The sequence below is a fragment of the Erwinia sp. 009765445 genome (assembly GCF_058137865.1).
In genome coordinates this window covers 102,602-123,295 of record NZ_JBYUWC010000006.1, presented here as the reverse complement: position 1 = coordinate 123,295, position 20,694 = coordinate 102,602, and the positions used below count along the sequence as shown (strand labels likewise).

Below are 20,694 nucleotides of genomic sequence, written 5' to 3'. Positions count from 1 at the left end.
TGTAGCATCCAATAATTTATTTGCGAACTGTTGTTACGCAATTTGCTGAATTGATTCAGTTGAAAGCCACAAAATGATAATACCTCTGTTACATGGCCAGCCAGCGTGGGTTTGATCCCTGTTTATGTCAGGGTCTTACCGTTCTGCAAAGTTTGCTCAACTCCCGTCTATACTTAGATTTTCTCTTTAAGATAAGGAAGTCTCATGTCCTGGCAGGATGGCAAAAGCTCCGTTCTCTTCTTCCCGGCATTCATGGCGATAACCCTGTTGCTGAGTGCCTGTTCTTCTGGTGAAAAAGGCATGACCTGCGAGGGGAAAATACAGACCCTTACCGGCCAGCCACTGGGAAATATCGAGGGCACGATAGTAGATCGTTTCACCTCTTTCAGCGTGGCCAGTTCTGACCTCAAACTCGAAAGTGGTCCTCTGCAATCCTCAGACCGGAAGCAATATATTCCCTCGGCGGTGAGCAGAGAGGGCTGGCTGGCGCAGCGTCTTTCCGATACCCGCTTCAGTATTATCAATGCGCCGCAGGACAAAATGATCACCTTCAGCTGCCCGTCGCGATCCCTGTAATCTTACTGATTGAATTGCGATGATATTTTCACCTACAGTAAGTTCCTCAACTTTGCGCGAAGACGCAGCCCACTGACCTGCAAGGACAAAACATGCCTACCTGCCATATGATTGCCAACCGACAGACTTTTTTTGGCCGCGGAAGCCTTCGCCAGCTGCTGCCGCTGCTCAGCAACGATCCGCAGCCGACCCTGCTTTTCTGCGGCCGCTCGTTTTTGAACGGCGCGGCCTGGGATGTGCTGAAGGCCGAACTGGAGCCGCAATTTATCGGCCATGAGATCGTCAGCCATGAAGCCTCCCCTGCTGAAATTGATGCCTGGGTGGCGAGGTGGCGCGGCCAGGTCAAACGAGTGGTCGCTATCGGCGGTGGTAGCGTACTTGATGCTGCCAAAGCATTTGCCGCGCTGAGCCAGCATCCGCTTAACACGCTGCGTTATCTGGAAAAAGTCGGCGACACGGCGGTGAGCGGTGAAACTTTGCCGCTGATCGCCGTCCCCACCACTGCCGGAACAGGCAGTGAAGTCACTCAGAATGCGGTGGTCACTGACAAAGCTGAGATCAAGGTTAAAGCCTCGCTGCGACACGCTAATTTTGTGCCGCAGGTGGCAATCCTCGATCCGGATTTGCTGCGTGGCGCACCGGCTCATGTGCTGGCCTGCTGTGCGATTGACGCTTTCACTCACCTGTTTGAGGCGTATCTTTCCAGCAAGGGCAACCTGTTTTCCCGCCAGACCGCGCTGAGCGGGATGCGGGCATTTATCAGCGCATGGCCGTATCTGGATCGCCAGGATGAGCAGGGCAACCTGGCCCGTGAGCAGATGATGCTGGCTTCCTGGAAGGGTGGCCTGAGCCTGAGTATGGCCGGTCTGGGCGTGATCCACGGCATTGCCGGAGAACTGGGCGCGATCAAGGACTATCACCACGGAGAAGTGTGTGGCCGCTTACTGTTCCCGTTCCTGCAATTGCTGAACGAGACGGAGAACCTGCAGCAGCAGACGCTGATGGCCGAACTGGCTGCCGCCCTGTTCCCCGGCTTTACCCTGCCTCCGGCCAGGATGCTGGCAGAGTGGCTAAAGGATAAGGCGATCACCCCCTTCTGGCACGATGCGCAGCCGCTGAGCGAAGAGGAGGCCAGTTGGATCCTCGCACGTTCCAACAGTAAAAATTCGCTGGTCACTTACAGCACAGAACAGCAGCGCTTTATGCTGGAACAGGCCTGTCACATCCAGTAGAACTGATCCCCTGGTCTAAGCTTACCTTCTTTGTGTCACTAAAGGAGATCGTAATGAAGATTGAACTGACCGGAAAAACCGCCATTGTCACCGGCTCAACCAAAGGCATCGGAAAAGGGATTGCCGAAGGGCTGGCCGCCGCCGGAGCCACGGTTGTGGTCACCGGGCGCACGGAAGAACAGGTCCATTCTCTGGTGAAATCGCTGGGTAGTAAAGCGCGTGGTCACGTGGTCGATTTAGGCACTGCGGAAGGCTGTGAGGCGTTGCTGAAGGCTGAACCCTCATGCGATATCCTGGTCAATAACGTCGGTATTTTTCCCGGCGGCGACTTCTTTGAAACTGAAGATAAGGTCTGGCAAAACATCTGGGATGTCAACGTCATGTCCGCCGTGCGCCTCAGCCGGGCTTATATGCCGCAGATGATCAAATCTCACTGGGGCCGCGTGGTGTTTCTCTCTTCTGAATCTGCGGTCAATATCCCGGCAGATATGATCCACTATGGCGTCAGCAAAACTGCCCTGCTTGCCCTGTCGCGCGGGCTGGCGAAAGCAGCAGCAGGCACGGGAGTAACGGTGAATGCCGTTCTGCCAGGCCCGACGCTTTCTGATGGTTTTGCCGGCTTCTTTAAAGAGGAGCTGGCTCAGGGCGCAGACCTGCAGGAACTGGGCGTGGATTTTGTGAAGGCAAATCGTCCGACCTCAATTATTCAGCGGGCCGCCAGCGTGGAAGAAGTGAGCAATATGGTGGTTTACGTCTGTTCTCCGCTCTCCTCAGCCACTACCGGTGCCGCTTTGCGGGTTGACGGCGGTGTGGTCGAAACCCCCTTCTGACCAAACGGGACGCCGCACAGACATTGGCGTCCCTTTCTCTATCCTGCGCAGGCCTTTTCAGCCTCAAATATCGGGGAGAAACCGTGGAGGAGCGCTCAGTTTTTTGCAAGCCAAGCGTAAATTTATCGTTAAGACAGGCGTTCTTAGGATTATTGAACTTGTCCTTCTCTTCCCTGCCCCCCAGATTGAGTGCATCAACAAGAACAACTGGTCCATATCGTAGGGAAAAAAAGATGAAAAAATCAGGAATTATTGCCCTCTCCGCACTGCTGTTTGCTACCACCAGCCTCAGTGCTTTTGCAGAAGGTCCGCAGCCAGGCCCCGACGATCACCAGCAGCAGGTCAAACGTCCGCCGCAGAATGAACAGCATGGCGATCAGCCTCAGGGCCATAACCAGCCACAACACGCTCAGCCTCAGCATGCTTCAGAGCATCGCCAGCCGCAGCATCACGAACAGCACCCTGAATTCCGTAAAGGCCGTTCACTGCCATCAAAATACCGTGGTGAAGGCTACCAGGTTAAAGACTGGCACCAGCGTGGCCTGAAGCAACCTCCTGCCGGTCACCGCTGGCAGAACATTGACGGTAACTATGTGCTGATCGCCATAGCAACCGGAGTGATCACTTCTGTCATCGCTCACCAGTAATCGTCAGTCAAACAATAAGGGCTGGCCCATGATGGGTCAGCCCTTTTTTTGATCTGAATTTTCGCCACATCCACGGCCCCATGGAGGAACAGGTGCTTTCCAGTAGAGCCGTGTTAAAAAAGCCATTTTGCCAGGGTCAGCCCGGCAGCCAGAACCATAAACAGCGCAGCCACCAGCCATTTGGTCTGACTTGCTATTGAAGAGTGCAACTCTTTGCGCACGCTCTCTACATCCTGTCGCGTGGCATAATTCGCTTTGATAACCGCCGCATCAATCAACAGCGCTTCCACCTTTCCTTCTACCGGCCGGATTCTTTCCAACATTCCCTTGTCCTCAATGGCCAATCAGTGTTTCAGAACCACAAGTTTATGCCTGACAGTAAAAAACCAGCGTTTTAACGCCTGATAATTCAGAGCAATCTCCAGAAAAAAGATGAAAATCAATGTAATTCAGAGAAGGGAACAACCAGAAAAGGAGTATTCAAGGCAGGCTCAGGGTAAACCGGATAAAAGATAATACAAGGGATGCAGAGCACAAAAAGAAGCAGGCTGACACCGGAGTATCAGCCTGGAGAATCAGTGGAAGGCGTTGTTCAGCAGGATGGAGGTGATAACCCCAGTGGCGGCGGCAATCAACACATAGTTACCGTCGATGTACGCCCAGTGCTCACCGCGAGGTGGCTCACGCAGGCCACGTTCGTGCCAGTCATTAATGCGGTAATCATCGCCGCGGAAGTGAGGCGGCAGTGGGTAACCGCGGCGGAAATCGTGTCCCTGCCAGGCGAAGCGGTCACGCTCCTGATAATGGCGGTCAGGACCGCGGTTATCATGACCATGATAATCACCCCGACCATCATGTCCGTGGTCTGGACCCGGACCACGACCTGGGCCACCGTGTCCGTCAGGGCCACCATGTCCGTCGTGACCGCCCTGCTGGTGCCATGGCTGTCCCGGAGGGCCATCAGCCCTGGTGACGGTGGAGAACAAAGTGCTGGCTGTGAAGACGGTCATTAAAAGTGCCAGAGTCGTTTTTTTCATGGTTATATCCTCAATTTGCTAACGGCTTCTGTTGCGCCGTTGAGGGATACTATCCGCGACTCCCGACAACAAGAACATCTCTAAATGTCTTAAAACTGCTGGTATTACGGTACTTTACCACTACTTAGCACTTTCTTAACACTATGAGTGAATTAAGGACCTTACAGATGCGAATGATTTGTGTTATGGAGCAAAAGAAGCCTTATGACGCACTTTTCAATTCGCGAATAAACTCACTGACCTGCTGCGCCTGCAGGATAAAACCATCCAGACACTGCGCGAAATGGCTGGCTTCCAGCCCCGCGACGGATTGCTGGCTGCACAGCCTGAGGTTGTCGTCGCCATCAAGCGCCAGCCAACAGCCGCGCATGGCACTCATTTCAAAATTCAGGGCCAGCAAAGTGCGGAGATAGCGCTCCGAAGTTGCCCCTTTCAGCTCTTCTGTTTTGCAGTGGAACAGCACGCAGTCGCTCTCCAGCGGTAGCTCCACCACCGCCACTTCCTGCTGCTTATTATCCACCAGCGCACAGACCCCATCCCGCAGCCCCAGTGAGATCCCCTGCCTGCGCCCATAAAGCGCCAGGCAGTGATTGAGTTGTTCAGTTGCTGACATACTTTCTCCGTTATCCTTTCAAAACGTAGCCGCTGTCCTGCCCTTTACGAAGTGCGGAAGCAAGGTCGGTGGTGGCTTTAGCAATACGTCCCTCCAGCGAATACTGTGTGGGGGTATCCTGATTTTCACCGTAGCTGAAGTTGATTTTTCCCAGATTGCGCTTCATCGAGACAGAAGCGTTGTTCGAGCCGCCAAGCAGGAAGGCCGGGGTGGCAAACCCGTCGGTTTTCACCTGTGACTTGGTGAACGCGATGGATTTCAGCCGCAGATTATCGCGGTTGGTCAGCTCAGCCGTCATCTCTTCCGGACTGTTGCCCTGTTCCAGCCAGCGCTTCTCCAGCCTTTCGCGTACTTCGTCTTTCAGCTCCAGCGTCACCGTGGCATCGGTACTGACGTTATCCTGGAGGTTGGCAATCAGCGTCTGTAACTGATGATCGCTGCCCATCAGTTCGCGCATTTTATTGGCGTTGCTGGCGTTCAGGCTGCCATCCAGCAGGTTAGACAGCTGGTGCCATAAGCCGTTGTTGTCCACCTTGCTCAGGTTGGCGTAAGTGGTCTGATACTCGCCATTTTGCAGCAGCTTATGCCCACGCTCGGCGGCTGTTTGCTGACGCAGGTGCTTGTCCAGGTCGCGCAGAGCAGCCTGCTGGCCATTGTTCATTCTTTCGCTGTTACGTGGCGTAAAATGCGCATCCAGCTTGTCCAGTTTCTGCCGTGGGGTCAGCATCACCGCCTCTTCGTCATCCTTTTTGTCTTTTAAAGACTCCATCAGTGCCGCCGTTGCCGGAGCGGAGAAATTTTTGCCCAGCGACTCCATCAGTTTGTCAATATGCACCGGCTCCAGAGGCTGGGCGTTTTTCGTCTCCACCGACAGGCTCTGTCTGGTCCGGTTATCAATTGACAGCTGTACGCTGGCCGCCGGACCGGCAAACAGCGGAAGGCGGCCCTCATCACTTCGGATCAGCACGCCGGTGGGCAGCGCGAAGTTCGCCCCGACGCTGGCTTTATTCAGCCCGCGAAGGCGGTTGTTACTGCGGCTGGCGGTGGCGCTGTCTTCCTTAGTGGTTTCGCCCCGTTCGCGAGTACCGGAAAGGATATTCACCCCGGCGTAAGCACCGCCACCGACACGGAAGCTGGCTGGCGTATCTTTCTCATGATTGTTGGTGAGCGGTATGCCTGCTGAAGCCAGTGCCGCGGCGTTGGCATCAAGGCTGACATTCATCACGTCGCCATGCTTAACGCTGTGATTGATCCCCCGGTTGAGCAGGGCCAGCGGATCGAGCGTGCCTTCCGTCAATCCCTCAATGAACTCAGGCAGCTCAGCCTCGGTGATATCAAAGCTGACGCTGTTTTGCTTTTTTAAATCCAGCGGCGTGGCCGAAAATACGCCACCCAGACGCAGTGCTGGCGAGAGATCCCGTTCATGATCGATCGGCACATCATGAGCGGAATCTTTCATATAATCAGTCAGCAGGTTGTAACCCACGCCGGTAAAAGCGGTCAGCGCTCCGCCACCATCACGGCCAAAGCTGACGTTTATTCCCCCCTCTCCGCGCGTCATGCTCAGATTATAACCGCGATCCAGATTTCCCCTGCCGCCAACACCGGCTATCACCTGAGTACCGGGAATGCCAGTGATGGTGGTTGCTGCCCCGTAAGCCCGGCTGAAGGAGATGCTCTCGCCCTTCTCCATGGATAACACCGTGCCCTGCAATCTGCGGGCCAGCGTCTGCTGATCGTCCGCCTGCATTACCGTCCGGGTGGTGACGTTCATCCCGTGATTCTGCTTGGTGAAGGCCTTGGTCATCGATTTGATGGCATCGTAGTTCGACTCCAGCCGGTCATTGCCGGTGAAGCCCTGGCTGGTCACCTGTTTGATCGGATTTTTTTCCCAGCGGTCATCCCGCAGCGTGCGGAACTCTGCGCCAAGATCTTTCAGTGCCTGCTCGCGCGTGCCGTCCTGCAAATCTAACGCTGCTGATAAGCGCCCGGTCAGGTCGTGCAATTTTGCGTTCGTCAGGCCATCGAGGATCAGGCGGGTTTTCACCAGCCCCATCGAATCATGTTTATCGCGATGCAGCGCGGCTGGAATATCTCCGCCAGGTTTCTGATGAGAGAGCACAACACCTTTTTTCTGCAAAGAAGCCAGCGTCACCTGAGCGGTATTCCCTTTACCGCTCGGCTGCTGCGAGAACAGCCGGTTGAGCTTATTCACCAGGTCGTCGTTGCGCGAGCTGGCCGGATTCAGGCTGCTGGTCAGATTGCCGAGCTGCTGTTTAAAAGCCCCCGACTCTTTGCCGTAGAACTGCTGCAACAAACCGGCCTGATGCGCTGCGCTGTCCGCGAGCGTGGTATTGAACTGCTGCATTTCGCCAAACCAGCCGGGCAGGTCTGCTTTACCGGACAGCGTTTTCAGTTTCAGGCTGAGCGGTTCTTCCGGCGCGCGATTTGCCTGCTGCTGCAGGTGCTGGTTCAGCTCCGCCAGTTGCTGAGTCTGCTGCTGGTAGATGCCAGTCAGCCCTTTTCGCCCGCTGTGGGCATGCTGGATCAGATTACCCATGTTCTTCAGCGGACGCGGCGTTTCCAGCGTAGGGCGGAAAACAAAGGTGCTGAGACGTGTGCGGAAAGGCGTATGCACCTTATGTCCGTCATGGCCGGACTGGCCGAAAGTATTCACCTCACGCTTAAAGGTAAGGCCGGTTTTCCCCAGTCTGGAGTCGCGGGTGGCGGCACTGAGACGATCGTAATGTTGATCGGCCAGATTCTCCTGGTGGTGGCCACCCGGTGACAGATGGGAAGAAACAGTCTGCCACTGCTCTTTGCCCCGCACCATCATCCGGCCGTTATCCAGCTCCAGTAACAAACCGTCCTTCTGATTGCCATGCAGTTTTGACGGCTTCGCTTCTGCTTCCTCTTCGTCTACCTCGATCCCCTCCCGGACACTGGCCGCCGCTTTGGGGAGCTTTTCTTCCCGCATGCCAGCCAGCCGCCCTTGCTGCCAGCTCTGTGCCGGAAGGCTGAAGAGCTTGCCCTTGTCGCTAAGGATAAACATCCGGTGATCCGGCCCGATCGCCATGTCGGTGGCTTTGTGTTCCTCCGGTCCGGCCGGGATCCTTGCCAGCGCGTTGACGGCGTCATTCATCGCCTGGCTCAGTGCCTGCTTATCCAGCGTACGCGCCAGTTGTTTATCGCGGCGGGTGTCAGTATTCACGTGGTGCGAATGAATATCGCCATTGTCCTGCAGCGTGACGAAGCGCCCGTTATCCAGCACGCTGGCCGAAACGGTGACCTGATTTTTATCCAGTCCCGGCATCGCCAGGTCTTCACTGACGCTTTTCTTCACCTGATGCAGCGAGAAGGCATTCTGATCGAAGTTGATTTTATTGCTGGAGAGGTTGACCTTCAGGCGCTTCAGCTCGTTATCTTTCAGTACCCAGGCCTGACCATCCTGTCCGGCCCGCAGCTGGTCGGCCTTTACCTCTGACGCTTCCCAGCCGCTGGTGGTTTCATTGAAGAAGTGCACTTTGCCATCGTGCAGCGCCAGTTTGCCATTGTTGCCAATATTGACGATATCACCGCGCTCCGGCGTGACTTCAGGCAGGCCTTTCTGGAAGTCTATTACCATACTGTCGCTCAGGTTCCAGCTGGAAGCCGCGTGGGGACGTGCCGGATCGAGGCTCAGCGCCACGGCGTGCTGGCGATCCATACCATCCTTCACCAGCGCATGCAGCTGATTGCTGCCATCGTGAATAAAGTCCTGCACATGGAAACGCTCGCCCACGGCATCCTTAATCTGCTGTTGCAGACGGTCACGCACGGTCTGATTAAGCCCGGTGCCAAAATTCAGCTCGTCGCTCTGCTCACCCGGACGCAGCGCTACCTGTAACCGCCCATGATGATCGGCCGCAATCACCAGCGCGTCAGTCTGGGCAAAAGCGGCCAGCGTGGTTCCCTGAGGCGAGACATTCAGCGTGCGATGGGCCTCTTCCGGGCTGTCGATGCGGGGAAGTATTTTCAGGCTCTGCTGTTTACTGTCGTCATTGGTCAACATCAGCAGTGCCTGACCGTCCGGGGCAACGGAGGCTTTGCTGATTTTGTCCTCAAAGTGAGCACTCTGCGTCTGGCTACTGAGGTTATGTAAATGGTGATCATCATGAACCAGATAGAGAGCGTTATCGGCGTGCCGCGCCAGCTTCGATTGATCCTTATCCTGAGCAAGCAGCGGATAATCGGCCTGCTGCCAGCCCTCTTCCTGCGAGGTCAGACGGTAGAGTTTGTCGTTGTGCAGGCGGAATGCCTCTGAACCTGCGAGCGAGGCCTGATGATGGATGCCGGAGAGCTGGCTGAGGATGGCATTGTCCGGGAGTTTCACTTCAGCCAGTGGACGGCCTGCAGGCGCATTATTCCGCCCGATCCGCACCGTACTGCCGTCATCGCTGAGCGAAAGCGCGTGATCGGTGACGACGGCTGGTCGCCGCTTTGGAAATGAGGAGCCTGGTGTCTCTTCGCGCTGCCACTGCTGATTTGCCTTGCTGTGGGCTACGCCAATTAAGCTGCCCGGTGTGGAATGCAAAGCCAGCAGCCTTCCGCTGTCATCCAGCAGAGTGTGCTGCTGGTGATCCTTGCTGGCCGCCACGCTTTGATACTGCATTTTGGGGTGACCTAAAGTCTGCCTGATTAACGCCCGCTGCACATCCTTTCCTTCCGGCGCGGCCACCCTGACGTTGCGCTTGTCGTTCAGAGTAATGCCCAGCAAAGACTTATCTTCTGCCTGATATGGCCGGGCGGCTATTTCCTGAGGCGTGGGAACATGAGGGGGCAGTGGCGGCGGAGGTGGTGCGGCACGGGCGGCAATCTCTGCCTGAATTTCCTGCTCCAGGCCGCCCTCCTGCAGGGTGGGAATAGCAAAATTCATCAGGTCCAGCGGCTGCATCTCGTGTTCTTCCGCCGCCTGCCCTGCGTTTCGTGCCGGTGCAGCCTGTGAATTTCTGCGGAATAACGCTAAATGACCGAATGAGGTGAATCGCCCCCGCCCCGTGCTGCGCGAAGCCGCCTGCTGCTGAACTCCTGCCCCCTGAGGCGCGCCCTGCTCGTTAGCCGTTGTTCGCAGCGTCCCGCCTCCGTTCAACCGCGGTTGCGCCTGCTGCTGGCGCAAAGCAGCCTGCCCCTGCTGCCCGACAGCGCCCGCACGCTGAGTCTGACTTGCCCCCGATGGCTTGATAAGTGTTCTTAATCCCGTTAACACAATGTCTCTCCCCGGCCAGTGATAGCGTCCTGAAACTTCAGCTATGTGGCGGAAAAGACGGCCCGGTTCCCGACAAATAAGTTTTTTTATATTTACTGATGAGCGTAAAGCATAAATAAAGAGAGAGGCTTGCACCTCTCTCTTCTCTGTAACATCAGACAGCTATGGCTGGTTATTTCAGGGTTTTTCTGACCTTCGCCACCTGATCCGCCGTGACCGCTGAAGCCTTGTTGCTCCAGCCCTGGCGGATAAAGGTGGCCAGCTGTGCCACTTCATCATCGCTCAGGCGAGACCTGAAGCCAGGCATCACCAGAGTGGAAGGCGCTTTGGCGGTGGAAGGCTGCTGCGCCCCGGCCAGGATAGTGTGGATCAGCCCGGTCGGATCGCCTGCATTGACAATGGTCGCCTGATCCAGCTGCGGGAAGACGCCAGGTGCGCCTTTACCGGTCACAAAGTGACAGGCACCACAGTTATCCAGATACAGACGCTCGCCGGTGCTGAGGTTCTTCGCGGTGGTAAGCTTAGCCTCGGTTGCACTTACTGCTTTGTCGTCCGCTGCCGATACTGGCGGGTTGCCGCCCAGGAACTTCAGATAAGCGGCAATCGCTTTCAGGTCGGCATCGGTCATATACGAGGAGCTGTGCTCGATAACCGAAGTCATCTCACCGCCCACGGCAGCCTTGTCATTGCGCCCGGTAGCCAGATAGTCGACGGTTTCCTGCTCTGTCCATTTCGGCAGGCCACGCAGCGAAGGCACTTCCCAGCCGTTCAGGCTGCCACCGGCAAGGAATTTGCTGTCACTGCTGTCGAGCGCTTTCTCATTCATCCCCAGACCACGAGGCGTATGGCAGCTACCGCAGTGTCCCAGGCTTTCCACCAGGTAGGCACCGCGGTTGACTTCTGCCGACGCGCCGCCGATTGGCTGGAACGGCTTGTCAGAGGTAAACGCCCAGTTCCAGAAGCGCATGCCCCAGCGCTGGCTGAACGGGAAGCTCAGGTCAGTTTCTGGCGGCGCTTCCACACTCGGCTTCACGCCCTGCATAAAGTAGGTGTAAAGCGCGTGCATATCCTGGTCGTTGATTTTGGCGTAATCCGGATAAGGCATCGCCGGATACAGGCGCGTACCGTCCGGCAGCACGCCTTTACGTACCGCGTCCGAGAACTGCTGTTCGTTGTAATTACCAATACCGTGATCTTTATCCGGCGTGATGTTGGTCGAATAGATAGTGCCCAGATTCGACTCAATCGCCAGGCCGCCCGAAAACTCAGGCTTGCCCGGAATGGTGTGACAGGCACTACAGTCGCCCAACCGGGAGATGTACTCCCCCTGCTTAACCAGCGCCGCATCATCAGCCTGTGCAGTCAGCGCATAACCCGCGCTGAACAGCACCGCGTTGGCGATTAAAAAGCTCTTCAGTTTCATCATCTTCATATCGCTTATGCCTGTACCAGTGGGCCGGGATTTTTCAGATACATATCTTTGATTGCCGTCGCTGCCATCAGCGACAGTGCGCCAATAGTGTCGGTCGGGTTCGCCTGGAAGTTCTGCGGGAACGCATTACCGCCCGGCACAAAGACGTTATGTACATCCCAGCTCTGCAGGTACTTATTCAGCGCTGAAGTTTTCGGGTTATCGCCCATCACCGCGCCGCCCACGTTATGGGTCGACACATATTTGGTCAGGTCAAAGTGCGCGTCCATCGGCAGGAAGCTTTCGCTGTAGCTGTCCGGATTCAGCTCTTTGGTGATATTGCCTACGATGCCCTTCAGATACTGCTGCAGCTTAAGTTCGTTCTGTTTCCAGTCGAAGGTCATGCGCAGCAGCGGGTAGCCGTACTCATCTTTGTAGTTCGGGTCGAGGTCAAGATAGATATCGCGATAGGACTGGCAGGTGGTGGTGATGCTGATTTTCATCGAATGGCCGTACCACTCTTCCATTCCCTCTTTCCAGCCCGCTCCCCAGCCCGGCGTGCCTTTTGGCAGCGCGGTGGCGATTGGCGTACCGGTCGCCTGAGAACTGTGGATTTTTGCCCCACCGATAAAGCCGAGTGATGGACCATCAAAGTTGCCCGGAGAGATGTCATTAAACATCTGTCCGGTCGCACCAGCGGTGGCAAACGGGTTGAAGTTTTTGTCCTTGAAGAACAGCGTGGAGCCGCCGTTACTCAGGAAGGCATAGTTACGCCCCACCACACCTTCTTCGGTGATTGGGTTGTAAGGTTTGCCGATACCGGACAGCAGCATCAGACGGACGTTACAGAACTGGAAGCTGCTCAGCACCACGATTTTCGCTGGCTGGAAGCACTCGTTGCCCTGCCCATCGATGTAGATCACACCTTTCGCGGTTTTCTTGTCGTCGTGCAGCACCACTTTCATTACGTTGGCATGCACTTCATATGAGAAGTTATCCATACGCTTTAGTGCGTCCATCACCGCAGTCTGCGGCGAGGCTTTGGAGTAGTTGAGGCACGGATATTTACTGCAGTAACCACAGTAGTTGCAGGGTGCGATCTGGTTGCCGTAAGGGTTAGTCCAGGCACGGGACACGCAAGCTGAAGGGTTCGGGAACGGATGGTAGCCCAGTTTCTTCACTGCGGCCGCGAACATGGTGGTATTCAGCGTATCCTCCAGTGCTGGCAAGGGGTACGGCTCGGAACGAGGCCCTTCGAACGGATCGCCCCCTTCCAGAATCTGCCCACGCAGGTTACCGGTGGTACCGGACTGGCCGCAGATGTGCTCAAATTTGGTGTAATACGGCTCAATTTCATCCCATGTGAACGGGAAGTCCATGATGCGCATATCTTCCTGCAGGATCCCAGGTTTATAAGCCTGATCCGCATAGGTTTTCAGCTTCAGGTCGGTAGGCGTCGGACGGATCAATACCGCCGTCCAGTGCAGACCTGAACCACCAACACCGGTACCTGGCGCAAATGCGCCCCATTTACGGGTTGGGAGCGCGGTCTGGCTCATGTTGTAGCGCACAGTGACTGCAGCTTCTGCCGGGGTTGCCATCACTTTGTTACGCACGCCATAAGCGTACTCATCCGCCGGTTTCGGATAGGCGAAATCTTCATAAGAACGGTCAGCACCACGCTCCAGCGCGCGCACTTTCAGTCCGGCCATTGCCAGCTCAATGCTCATCAGCGAGCCAGCCCAGCCCAGGCCGACGACTACAACGTCGACTTCTTCTTTATTTACAGTTGCCATCTTAAATCCTGCCACTCTTCAGAAAAGGGAAAAAGCTCACTCAGGCGCGTTCGCCCTTGATGCTTACCGGACCCAACGGGTACGGAATGTTGTGCTGCTTCACCCATTCGGTGTAGCTGGCACGCGCGCCAGGGAAGCCGATGGCGATCCACGCCTTCATCCCCTTGTTACCGCCGTACATCGGATCGGCGAGATAACCATGCTTGGTATCCGAGAGCAGCTCGCTGAAGAACTGCGACGCTTTCAGAGAACCTTCACCCAATTCACTGAAGTTAATGGTGTTCTTCTGAACCTGAGTCAGCACGGCATCTTTGTCCGCATCTGTGAGTTCATGGAACGATTTTTGATGGTTAGTCTGGCACCAGCCTTCGATCAGCTTGATACCGGTTTTGTAGATTTGCTGCGGACGGAACGGGATCTGATAACCCATTGTGGCCGGAGCGTTAACGTTAAACGGCCCCTGCATGTAGATCTCTTCGCCGAAGTCGCCGTGCATTTGCTGATCGATGAAAATCGGCACGTTGGTCTCTAACGCACCGGGCGCTTTACCTTTGCCCCCTGCAGGGATCAGACGATCGCAGGCGGCCATGATAAATTGCCATTCATTCGCGGAAAAAAAGATGGGTTTATAATCGACCAGCTCTGGAGCGGCCATTTCAGCAGCCTGAGCTGCTGTTAATCCCTTAAACACGATATCGGTCAGCGGTAATGCCAACAGCGATCCTAATAAAAACTTTCGGCGGGTAGTTTCTTTTTGAAGGAGCATAACATTACGACTCTCACATGCTAATAAAATGTAATTTGAGTTAATAAGTATCGTTATCGACGAATCTTTACGTAATTTTATGGATACACACGTTACAAAATGTAAACATTAAATTCTATTTGTTTATAGTTAAGTCATGCTCATATTTTTAAAAAGTGCTTAAAAAATTTTAAATGCCTGTAACAACGATGAAAGGCAGATCTCCCCTGTTTTTATGCTGATTCAGGGCCAATTTACCCGTTATTTATCCGGTTATAATTCACCAGCGTGACAATGCCCACACTGAATAAATGGGAAAAAGTCGTCTGAGGTCAATTTTATTAATTTTACTTTAAAAGCACATTAATTTAACAAATTTAATACAATGACGATTTTCCAGGCAATCTGAGCTTAAAAAAAATCAGTAAGGGGTTTAAAGCATTCCGGAAAGAAATTAAGTTGTTAAAAAATCAGTGTCGGTTGATCCGGGAATGAATCGAATAGACATTGCTGACTTCAGCAGGGGAAATAGCTTCAGCGGGAGAAAAGCGGGTATTATAGCGCAGGCGAAAAGCATGCATTTCCTGCGCATCAGGTTCCAGCTCGCGTAAAAAGACCAGCGCCAGGCGAACATGCTCGCTGGAGATTTCGGTCGGGAAGTAAGCTTTGCGCAGCACGCCGCGCCAGAAAGTCAGGCTCTCTTCTGATTCATCAACGATAAACACCTGATAAATCAATAACACGCTGGCAGCATTGCTCAGGTGCGCCTCGTTATCTCTGGACAGATAAGCGACAAACTCCTCGCCTGCGGTGCGCCCCATCAGGCTGATCAGTGATTCCACGTAGACCGGGTCCAGGTTCAGCCGCTTCGTTAAAGCCCGTGAGGCACGACGCGCCTGCGAGTTAAGCACGCGAAAACCAATGAAAAAAACCACAACCAGGGTCACGAGCATCAACCAGATCATTAACCGTCCTGTGAGATTACCGCGCTATGGCAGGCAGAAAGAGAATGGTCGACAGAATATGTTGATGACAGAAACATGTCACGCAAACGTGTTTAAATAATTCACTTTTATCGACATATTGCAGCAACAAATTGATGGCAGGCGGCTCCGTTACCTCAGCGCCGCAGGGCTGAAGGCATCATCCCGTGCAGGCTTTTAAAACGGTGGCTGAAATGGCTGGACGAGTTGAAGCCACACTGCAGAGCGATCTTGGTCAGCGACAGCTTGCTGTGCCGCAGTAGCAGCTCGGCTTTCGCCATTCTCCGCTGCATCACATACTGATCCGGAGCCAGCTTCATGGACTGCTTGAACATGCGGGCAAAATGGAATTCGCTCAGGGCGGCCTGGTTCGCCAGCTCACCCAGCGTCAGCGAAGCCGCCAGGTTCTCTTCAATGTAAGCCATCACGTTACGCAGTACCGTCGGGGCCAGACCGCCACGCACCGCAGGCAGTTTCCATAGCAGTTGACTGTAGTGCTGCAGCAGGTGGGTCATCAGAAGGGTTGAGGCGCTGCTCAGCGTCAGGTGATTGGCATTTTGCTGCCAGTCACAGCTGAGCAGAAAGTGACGGTAGAGCTGGGTGATCCGCGGGTCTTCACTGAAGATCATTTCATCAAGCGAAATGGCCGCCGGGCTTTTATCCCAGATCTGCTCGGCCAGATGGCGCAGGTGTTCATCAGTACAGTAGAGATGAACAAAGGAGAATTCGGAACGGATATCCCAGGTAGACTCGCTGTTTTCCGGCATCAGGCAAAAGCGATCCGGACCGCCGCCGTCCTGCCACCCCGCCTGCGTTTTATGCCAGGTATTGAAGCCTGCTTCAACATACAGGCTCAGCGTGTGGTGATCGCTGCGCTGGGTGACACAGTCAAAATCATTCCGCCAGGCCGCCAGCTGAATACCCGAACCAAGCTGCACGCTGCCCTGCAGGCGCGCGCGGTGCTGTTGGAGGTTTTCAAATGCCTGATAGGATTTGTTCATGGCGACCTGCTGCTGTGATTCAGAGCACTATTTTAAGGAGCAATGCCGCGAGAAACCAGCCTTTCCCGGTACGGGCAGGCAAAAAACCGCAAGATTATGCAAGTCACCGCAATCAGGTGGAAGCCGCATCAGCCGTAAAAAGGGACACTGACGCAAACAGACTGAGCTGAGGTGAACAATGAATGCAGTGTTATATCTTCTGGTGGTGGTGATCTGGGGAACCACCTGGATTGCCATTTTTATGCAGCAGGGAGTGGTGTCAGTCACCGTCTCAATCTTCTGGCGCTTCCTGGTGGCCGCCGTGGCGATGCTTATTGTACTGGGGATAATGGGACGCCTGCGTAAAATCAGCCTGCGCGACCATCTGTTCTGCCTGCTGCAGGGCTGCTGCGTGTTCGGCTTCAATTTTGTCTGCTTTTATCATGCCGCCGCGTGGATCAGTAGCGGGCTGGAGTCGGTGATTTTCTCAATGGCTGTGCTGTATAACGCCGTGAACAGCATGCTGTTCTTCCGCCAGCGCCCTCATCCCAACCTGCTGCCCGCTGCGGCGCTGGGTCTGACCGGCATTGTGGCGCTGTTCTGGCACGATCTGGTAGCCACTCAGTTAGCGCCCTCACTGCTGCTGGGCATTGGGTTGAGCGCGCTGGGCACCTTCGGCTTTTCGCTGGGCAATATGATCAGTACCCGCCACCAGCAACGTGGGCTGGAAACGATGTCCACCAACACTTATGCGATGTTTTATGGCGCACTGGTGATGGCGGCCATCAGCCTGTTCAATGGCGACCATTTTATGCCCGATCTGTCGGTGCACTATCTCGGCTCGCTGCTGTACCTCGCCATCTTTGGATCGGTGATCGCTTTTGGAGCTTACTTCACCCTGGTGGGCAGAATTGGCGCCAGTCAGGCTGCCTACAGCACCCTGTTGTTTCCGCTGGTTGCGCTGATGCTTTCCACCCTGTACGAAGGCTATGTCTGGCATATCAACGCGGTGATTGGGCTGGTCCTGATTTTGCTGGGTAATCTGGTGATGTTCTCAAAGCCGGGGATGTTCAGCCTGCGCCGCAGCGCCGCTTCTTCCTGAACGGAGCCGCCCACGCAGGACGGGATAATTAGCGTTACTGTATATTGCTAATCAGGAACACTATATTATGCGGGTGAGATTGGTTTCAGATCTCGTGACGACATACAAGGAGAGTTCATGTCCACCAATTACATTATCGCTATCCCGTTCTTTGTTCTGGCCGTGGTGTTCCTGTTTCTGGGGATCCGTCAACGCAACCAGGTATTTCTGCCGCTAGGGCTTGGCTTTATGCTGACGGCCGTGATTAACGGCGTGGTGGGTTACTCCATCAGCTGAAAAAAGAAACCCAGCCGTCGCTGGGTTTTTTGCATCAGTGGGGTGCTTCGTCCAGCACCTTATGGATCACTGCGGAGAGTTCGTTGATTTCAAACTTCGCCACATAGCCGTTAGCGCCCACTTTGCGTACGTGATCTTCGTTGGCACTGCCGGACAACGAGGAGTGGATCACCACCGGAATATCACGGAACCGCTGGTCGGTTTTGATATTGCGCGTCAGGGTAAAGCCATCCATTTCCGGCATTTCCAGGTCCGTGAGCACCATGGCAATCTTGTCATGAATCGATGTGCCTTCGGCGACGGCCTGCTGCTCCATCTGCTTGATTTTTTCCCAGGCTTCCAGGCCGGTTACATGCATCAGCGCCGGAATGCCCATCACTTTCAGGCCCTGCTCCAGCATCTGACGGGCAACTTTGGAATCTTCCGCCACAATCGCCACCGCACCCGGCCGGATGTTAAAGGCCTTCATCTCAATGTCGCCGTCCTTCACTTCACGTACGGAAGGGATCACATCATTGAGGATCTGCTCAACATCGAGCACCAGCGCCATGCTATTGGTTTTGGTGTCCAGGCAGGCAATGCTGGTGATATTGCGGCTGCTGACGCCCGCTTCCGCAGTATGGATCTGGCTCCAGTCCAGACGCACGATATCCTCAACCGACTCCACGGCAAACGCCTGAGTACTGCGGGCATATTCAGTGACCAGCAGCAGGTTCAGTCCGGTTTCCGGGGTGCAACCGGTTACGGCTGGCAGGTCGATAACCGGGATAAATTGCCCGCGAATATTGGCCATCCCCAGCAACGGAGATTTCATGCCGGCGGCTTTAGTGATGGTCGGCATCGGCACAATTTCACGCAGTTTAAACACGTTGATACCGAACAATTCTGGTTTGGTTTCGTTACTCTCTGATCCTAAACGAAATAGAAGGAGTTCAAACTTATTGGATAACGCGAGATTCGCTCTCTCATCAATCTCTTTTTGAAAATTATCCATCTCTACCTCTGGGTTAAATACTGGTTTTACACGCTTCATCTGTATATCGGCAGCGCAGAAAAAAAGTACAGAGGTGAAAGCATTATTTCTCTGGGGTACAGACCTTCGCCAGCTCCTGCTCAATGATCTCCGGCCTGTTGTGCTCAACCAGCGTTTTGAAGCGCCTCGCGACACCACAATCTTTCGATTCCGACAGCGCAACGGCGGCACTGTAGGCGTTGTAACAGTCGTTTGCATCATCCACCTGCTTTTTACAGCCGGTAAAAACCGCGAAGGCTGAATCCGGTCTGGCAACATAGCGGTCGACCGCTTCGCTGTGGTTGATCCTTTGCAGAGCGCCCGGCAGCACCAGCCAGGATGCCAGAACGATCAACGCCAGTCCGGCCAGTGAGAACACTTTGTATTTCATTTTACTTCCTTACCTTCAGTCATCCTGCTTAATCTTCCCATGCGAGTATAGCTGCTGATAATTAATCGCGTTTCAACCAGCAATGATAAACGCGATCCCGTTGAAGTACCGTTACAATAGTGCAATTTCAGATGTGGAAGAGATAATTATAACGACAAAGTATTAATGACGTGTCTTCTTTAATTTAAATAAAGTCGTTATTTTATTTATATACCAAAAAAGTTTAGGTGTTAAATTTAAAAGGTATTATTTAAATTTAATTATCAGGAATATATTCCATTCAAGTCTTTACTTCTTCCCTTCAGGAAAAATGGAATCGATTATGTCTGACAAAAAAGCGAACAGGAATAAGCAAAATATTCACGACCTTCGTTCAGCCATTGCCTTTTTAGAAAGTCTGCCAGGCGAAATGGTCAGTACGGATATAGAAGTGGATCCCCATGCGGAATTATCCGGTGTTTATCGCTATGTTGGCGCAGGCGGAACCTGTGAACGCCCGACACGCAAAGGCCCGGCGATGATGTTTAATACCATCAAAGGTTTTCCGGACGTGCGTGTGGTCACCGGCCTGATGTCCACCAGAGAACGTGTCGGCCGCTTATTAAACTGCCCGCCGGAAAGACTGGGCTTCCTGCTGAAAGAGTCGGTTAAAAACGCCGTGGATCCGGTGGTGATCGCTCGAGATCAGGCTGAATGTCAGCAGGTGACCTGGCGTGCCGGAGACCCGGATTTTGACCTGCGCACCCTGCTTCCCGCACCGACGAATACGGAAGAGGATGCCGGACCTTATTTCACCATGGGACTGTGTTATGCCTCCGATCCAGAAACGCATGAGTCGGACATCACTATCCACCGCCTGTGCATTCAGAGCCGCGATGAGCTCTCAATGTGGTTAACACCCGGTCGCCATATCGACGCTTTCCGCGAAAAAGCGGAGAAAATGGGCAAACCTCTGCCAATCTCCATCAGCATCGGGGTGGATCCGGCGATTGAGATTGCTGCCTGCTTTGAACCCCCAACCACCCTGCTCGGCTTCAATGAACTCAGCATCGCCGGTGCATTACGTGGCCAGGCCATTGAGCTGACACCCTGCATTTCCATCAATGAAAAAGCGATCGCCAACGCCGAAATTGTCATTGAAGGTGAGCTGCTGCCAAACGTGCGCGTTCGTGAAGATCAGAACACCAACACCGGCAAGGCAATGCCAGAATTCCCGGGCTATACCGGGAAGCGAAAGCCGCCCTGCCTGTGATTAAAGTCAAAGCAGTTACCCACCGTAAAAACCCGATCCTGCAAACCACGCTTGGCCCGAGTGGCGAACATGTCAGCATGGCGGGTATCCCCACCGAAGCCAGCATTCTGGATATGGTGGAAAAAGCGATGCCGGGACGTGTGCTTAACGTCAATGCCCATACCTCCGGCGGCGGCAAACTGCTGGCCGTCATCCAGTTTAAAAAATCCGCTGCGGTGGATGAAGGCCGTCAGCGTCAGGCTGCCCTGCTGGCCTTTGCCGCCTTCTCGGAACTGAAGCACGTGATCCTGGTGGATGAGGATGTGGATATTTTCGATATCGACGACGTGCTGTGGGCCATGCAGACCCGGTATCAGGGGGATGTGGACACGGCCTTTATCGCCGGTGTTCGCTGCCATCCTCTCGATCCTTCACAAACGCCGGCCTACAGCCCGGGCATTCTGCAGGAAGGCATGTCCTGTAAAACCATTTTTGACTGCACGGTGCCCTTCCATCTGAAGGCGCATTTCCAGCGCTCAAAATTTAAAGAAGTCGACGTGAAGAAATTCCTACCTGACTTTGAATAA

General features: G+C 54.3%; 17 protein-coding genes and 1 pseudogene. 7 read left to right on the top strand and 11 right to left on the bottom strand.

The features are described from left to right. Nucleotides 1-204: 204 nt before the first annotated feature. The 4 genes from AC3Y5R_RS08020 to AC3Y5R_RS08005 all read left to right on the top strand — a co-directional run bounded on the left by AC3Y5R_RS08020 (nt 205) and on the right by AC3Y5R_RS08005 (nt 3,285). Nucleotides 205-576, top strand: coding sequence for a hypothetical protein (locus tag AC3Y5R_RS08020; protein ID WP_489920893.1), 372 nt, complete (start codon nt 205-207; stop codon nt 574-576). Between the two features lie 92 nt (nt 577-668). Further along, entirely contained in the window at nt 669-1,808 is a 1,140-nt protein-coding gene (locus AC3Y5R_RS08015) for an iron-containing alcohol dehydrogenase (protein WP_489920892.1), read from the top strand. 53 nt (nt 1,809-1,861) lie between these two features. Continuing rightward, complete coding sequence (locus AC3Y5R_RS08010; RefSeq protein WP_489920891.1) at nt 1,862-2,638, top strand: SDR family NAD(P)-dependent oxidoreductase; 777 nt, start codon at nt 1,862-1,864, stop codon at nt 2,636-2,638. A gap of 233 nt (nt 2,639-2,871) precedes the next feature. After that, nucleotides 2,872-3,285 carry an RcnB family protein gene (locus tag AC3Y5R_RS08005; RefSeq protein WP_489920890.1) on the top strand — a complete coding sequence of 138 codons (414 nt, stop codon included), beginning with the start codon at nt 2,872-2,874 and terminating at the stop codon, nt 3,283-3,285. Nucleotides 3,286-3,398: 113 nt separating this feature from the next. Here the strand turns inward: AC3Y5R_RS08005 and AC3Y5R_RS08000 are convergent, their stop codons facing one another. The 9 genes from AC3Y5R_RS08000 to AC3Y5R_RS07960 all read right to left on the bottom strand — a co-directional run bounded on the left by AC3Y5R_RS08000 (nt 3,399) and on the right by AC3Y5R_RS07960 (nt 16,116). Beyond that, entirely contained in the window at nt 3,399-3,608 is a 210-nt protein-coding gene (locus tag AC3Y5R_RS08000; RefSeq protein ID WP_489920889.1) for a hemolysin XhlA, read from the bottom strand. A 252-nt stretch (nt 3,609-3,860) separates the two neighbouring features. Beyond that, nucleotides 3,861-4,322, bottom strand: coding sequence for an RcnB family protein (locus tag AC3Y5R_RS07995; RefSeq protein ID WP_489920888.1), 462 nt, complete (start codon nt 4,320-4,322; stop codon nt 3,861-3,863). A gap of 202 nt (nt 4,323-4,524) precedes the next feature. Continuing rightward, entirely contained in the window at nt 4,525-4,935 is a 411-nt protein-coding gene (locus AC3Y5R_RS07990; RefSeq protein ID WP_489920887.1) for a type III secretion system chaperone, read from the bottom strand. A 10-nt stretch (nt 4,936-4,945) separates the two neighbouring features. After that, the gene (locus tag AC3Y5R_RS07985) at nt 4,946-10,180 is read right to left on the bottom strand and encodes an AvrE-family type 3 secretion system effector (RefSeq protein ID WP_489920886.1); all 5,235 of its coding nucleotides are present in this window, start codon (nt 10,178-10,180) and stop codon (nt 4,946-4,948) included. A gap of 172 nt (nt 10,181-10,352) precedes the next feature. Continuing rightward, nucleotides 10,353-11,612, bottom strand: coding sequence for a c-type cytochrome (locus AC3Y5R_RS07980; protein ID WP_489920885.1), 1,260 nt, complete (start codon nt 11,610-11,612; stop codon nt 10,353-10,355). 5 nt (nt 11,613-11,617) lie between these two features. Further along, nucleotides 11,618-13,387 carry a GMC family oxidoreductase gene (locus AC3Y5R_RS07975; RefSeq protein WP_158783791.1) on the bottom strand — a complete coding sequence of 590 codons (1,770 nt, stop codon included), beginning with the start codon at nt 13,385-13,387 and terminating at the stop codon, nt 11,618-11,620. Between the two features lie 40 nt (nt 13,388-13,427). Next, a complete protein-coding gene (locus tag AC3Y5R_RS07970) occupies nt 13,428-14,153 on the bottom strand; it encodes a gluconate 2-dehydrogenase subunit 3 family protein (RefSeq protein WP_489920884.1) in 726 nt (241 codons plus the stop codon). Nucleotides 14,154-14,602: 449 nt separating this feature from the next. Next, complete coding sequence (locus AC3Y5R_RS07965) at nt 14,603-15,097, bottom strand: DUF1198 family protein (protein ID WP_489920883.1); 495 nt, start codon at nt 15,095-15,097, stop codon at nt 14,603-14,605. Nucleotides 15,098-15,252: 155 nt separating this feature from the next. Further along, a complete protein-coding gene (locus AC3Y5R_RS07960; RefSeq protein WP_489920882.1) occupies nt 15,253-16,116 on the bottom strand; it encodes a helix-turn-helix domain-containing protein in 864 nt (287 codons plus the stop codon). 178 nt (nt 16,117-16,294) lie between these two features. On the opposite strand from AC3Y5R_RS07960, the gene AC3Y5R_RS07955 reads away from it, so the two are divergent. Beyond that, nucleotides 16,295-17,197 carry a DMT family transporter gene (locus AC3Y5R_RS07955; RefSeq protein ID WP_489920881.1) on the top strand — a complete coding sequence of 301 codons (903 nt, stop codon included), beginning with the start codon at nt 16,295-16,297 and terminating at the stop codon, nt 17,195-17,197. A 117-nt stretch (nt 17,198-17,314) separates the two neighbouring features. Further along, on the top strand, nt 17,315-17,473 hold the full coding sequence (locus AC3Y5R_RS07950; protein ID WP_158783796.1) for a hypothetical protein: 159 nt from the start codon (nt 17,315-17,317) through the stop codon (nt 17,471-17,473). Between the two features lie 34 nt (nt 17,474-17,507). Here AC3Y5R_RS07950 and AC3Y5R_RS07945 read toward each other — a convergent pair whose 3' ends face one another. Continuing rightward, complete coding sequence (locus AC3Y5R_RS07945) at nt 17,508-18,467, bottom strand: chemotaxis protein (RefSeq protein ID WP_489920880.1); 960 nt, start codon at nt 18,465-18,467, stop codon at nt 17,508-17,510. An 82-nt stretch (nt 18,468-18,549) separates the two neighbouring features. Then, entirely contained in the window at nt 18,550-18,876 is a 327-nt protein-coding gene (locus tag AC3Y5R_RS07940; protein WP_489920879.1) for a hypothetical protein, read from the bottom strand. 322 nt (nt 18,877-19,198) lie between these two features. Between AC3Y5R_RS07940 and AC3Y5R_RS07935 the strand changes: the two are divergent. Then, nucleotides 19,199-20,694, top strand: a pseudogene (locus tag AC3Y5R_RS07935) (UbiD family decarboxylase).

Coding starts and splice junctions, on each gene's coding strand:
- AC3Y5R_RS08020 (WP_489920893.1), top strand. CDS start 205: ATGTCCTGGCAGGATGGCAAAAGCTCCGTTCTCTTCTTCCCGGCATTC.
- AC3Y5R_RS08015 (WP_489920892.1), top strand. CDS start 669: ATGCCTACCTGCCATATGATTGCCAACCGACAGACTTTTTTTGGCCGC.
- AC3Y5R_RS08010 (WP_489920891.1), top strand. CDS start 1,862: ATGAAGATTGAACTGACCGGAAAAACCGCCATTGTCACCGGCTCAACC.
- AC3Y5R_RS08005 (WP_489920890.1), top strand. CDS start 2,872: ATGAAAAAATCAGGAATTATTGCCCTCTCCGCACTGCTGTTTGCTACC.
- AC3Y5R_RS08000 (WP_489920889.1), bottom strand. CDS start 3,608: ATGTTGGAAAGAATCCGGCCGGTAGAAGGAAAGGTGGAAGCGCTGTTG.
- AC3Y5R_RS07995 (WP_489920888.1), bottom strand. CDS start 4,322: ATGAAAAAAACGACTCTGGCACTTTTAATGACCGTCTTCACAGCCAGC.
- AC3Y5R_RS07990 (WP_489920887.1), bottom strand. CDS start 4,935: ATGTCAGCAACTGAACAACTCAATCACTGCCTGGCGCTTTATGGGCGC.
- AC3Y5R_RS07980 (WP_489920885.1), bottom strand. CDS start 11,612: ATGAAGATGATGAAACTGAAGAGCTTTTTAATCGCCAACGCGGTGCTG.
- AC3Y5R_RS07975 (WP_158783791.1), bottom strand. CDS start 13,387: ATGGCAACTGTAAATAAAGAAGAAGTCGACGTTGTAGTCGTCGGCCTG.
- AC3Y5R_RS07970 (WP_489920884.1), bottom strand. CDS start 14,153: ATGCTCCTTCAAAAAGAAACTACCCGCCGAAAGTTTTTATTAGGATCG.
- AC3Y5R_RS07965 (WP_489920883.1), bottom strand. CDS start 15,097: ATGATCTGGTTGATGCTCGTGACCCTGGTTGTGGTTTTTTTCATTGGT.
- AC3Y5R_RS07960 (WP_489920882.1), bottom strand. CDS start 16,116: ATGAACAAATCCTATCAGGCATTTGAAAACCTCCAACAGCACCGCGCG.
- AC3Y5R_RS07955 (WP_489920881.1), top strand. CDS start 16,295: ATGAATGCAGTGTTATATCTTCTGGTGGTGGTGATCTGGGGAACCACC.
- AC3Y5R_RS07950 (WP_158783796.1), top strand. CDS start 17,315: ATGTCCACCAATTACATTATCGCTATCCCGTTCTTTGTTCTGGCCGTG.
- AC3Y5R_RS07945 (WP_489920880.1), bottom strand. CDS start 18,467: ATGGATAATTTTCAAAAAGAGATTGATGAGAGAGCGAATCTCGCGTTA.
- AC3Y5R_RS07940 (WP_489920879.1), bottom strand. CDS start 18,876: ATGAAATACAAAGTGTTCTCACTGGCCGGACTGGCGTTGATCGTTCTG.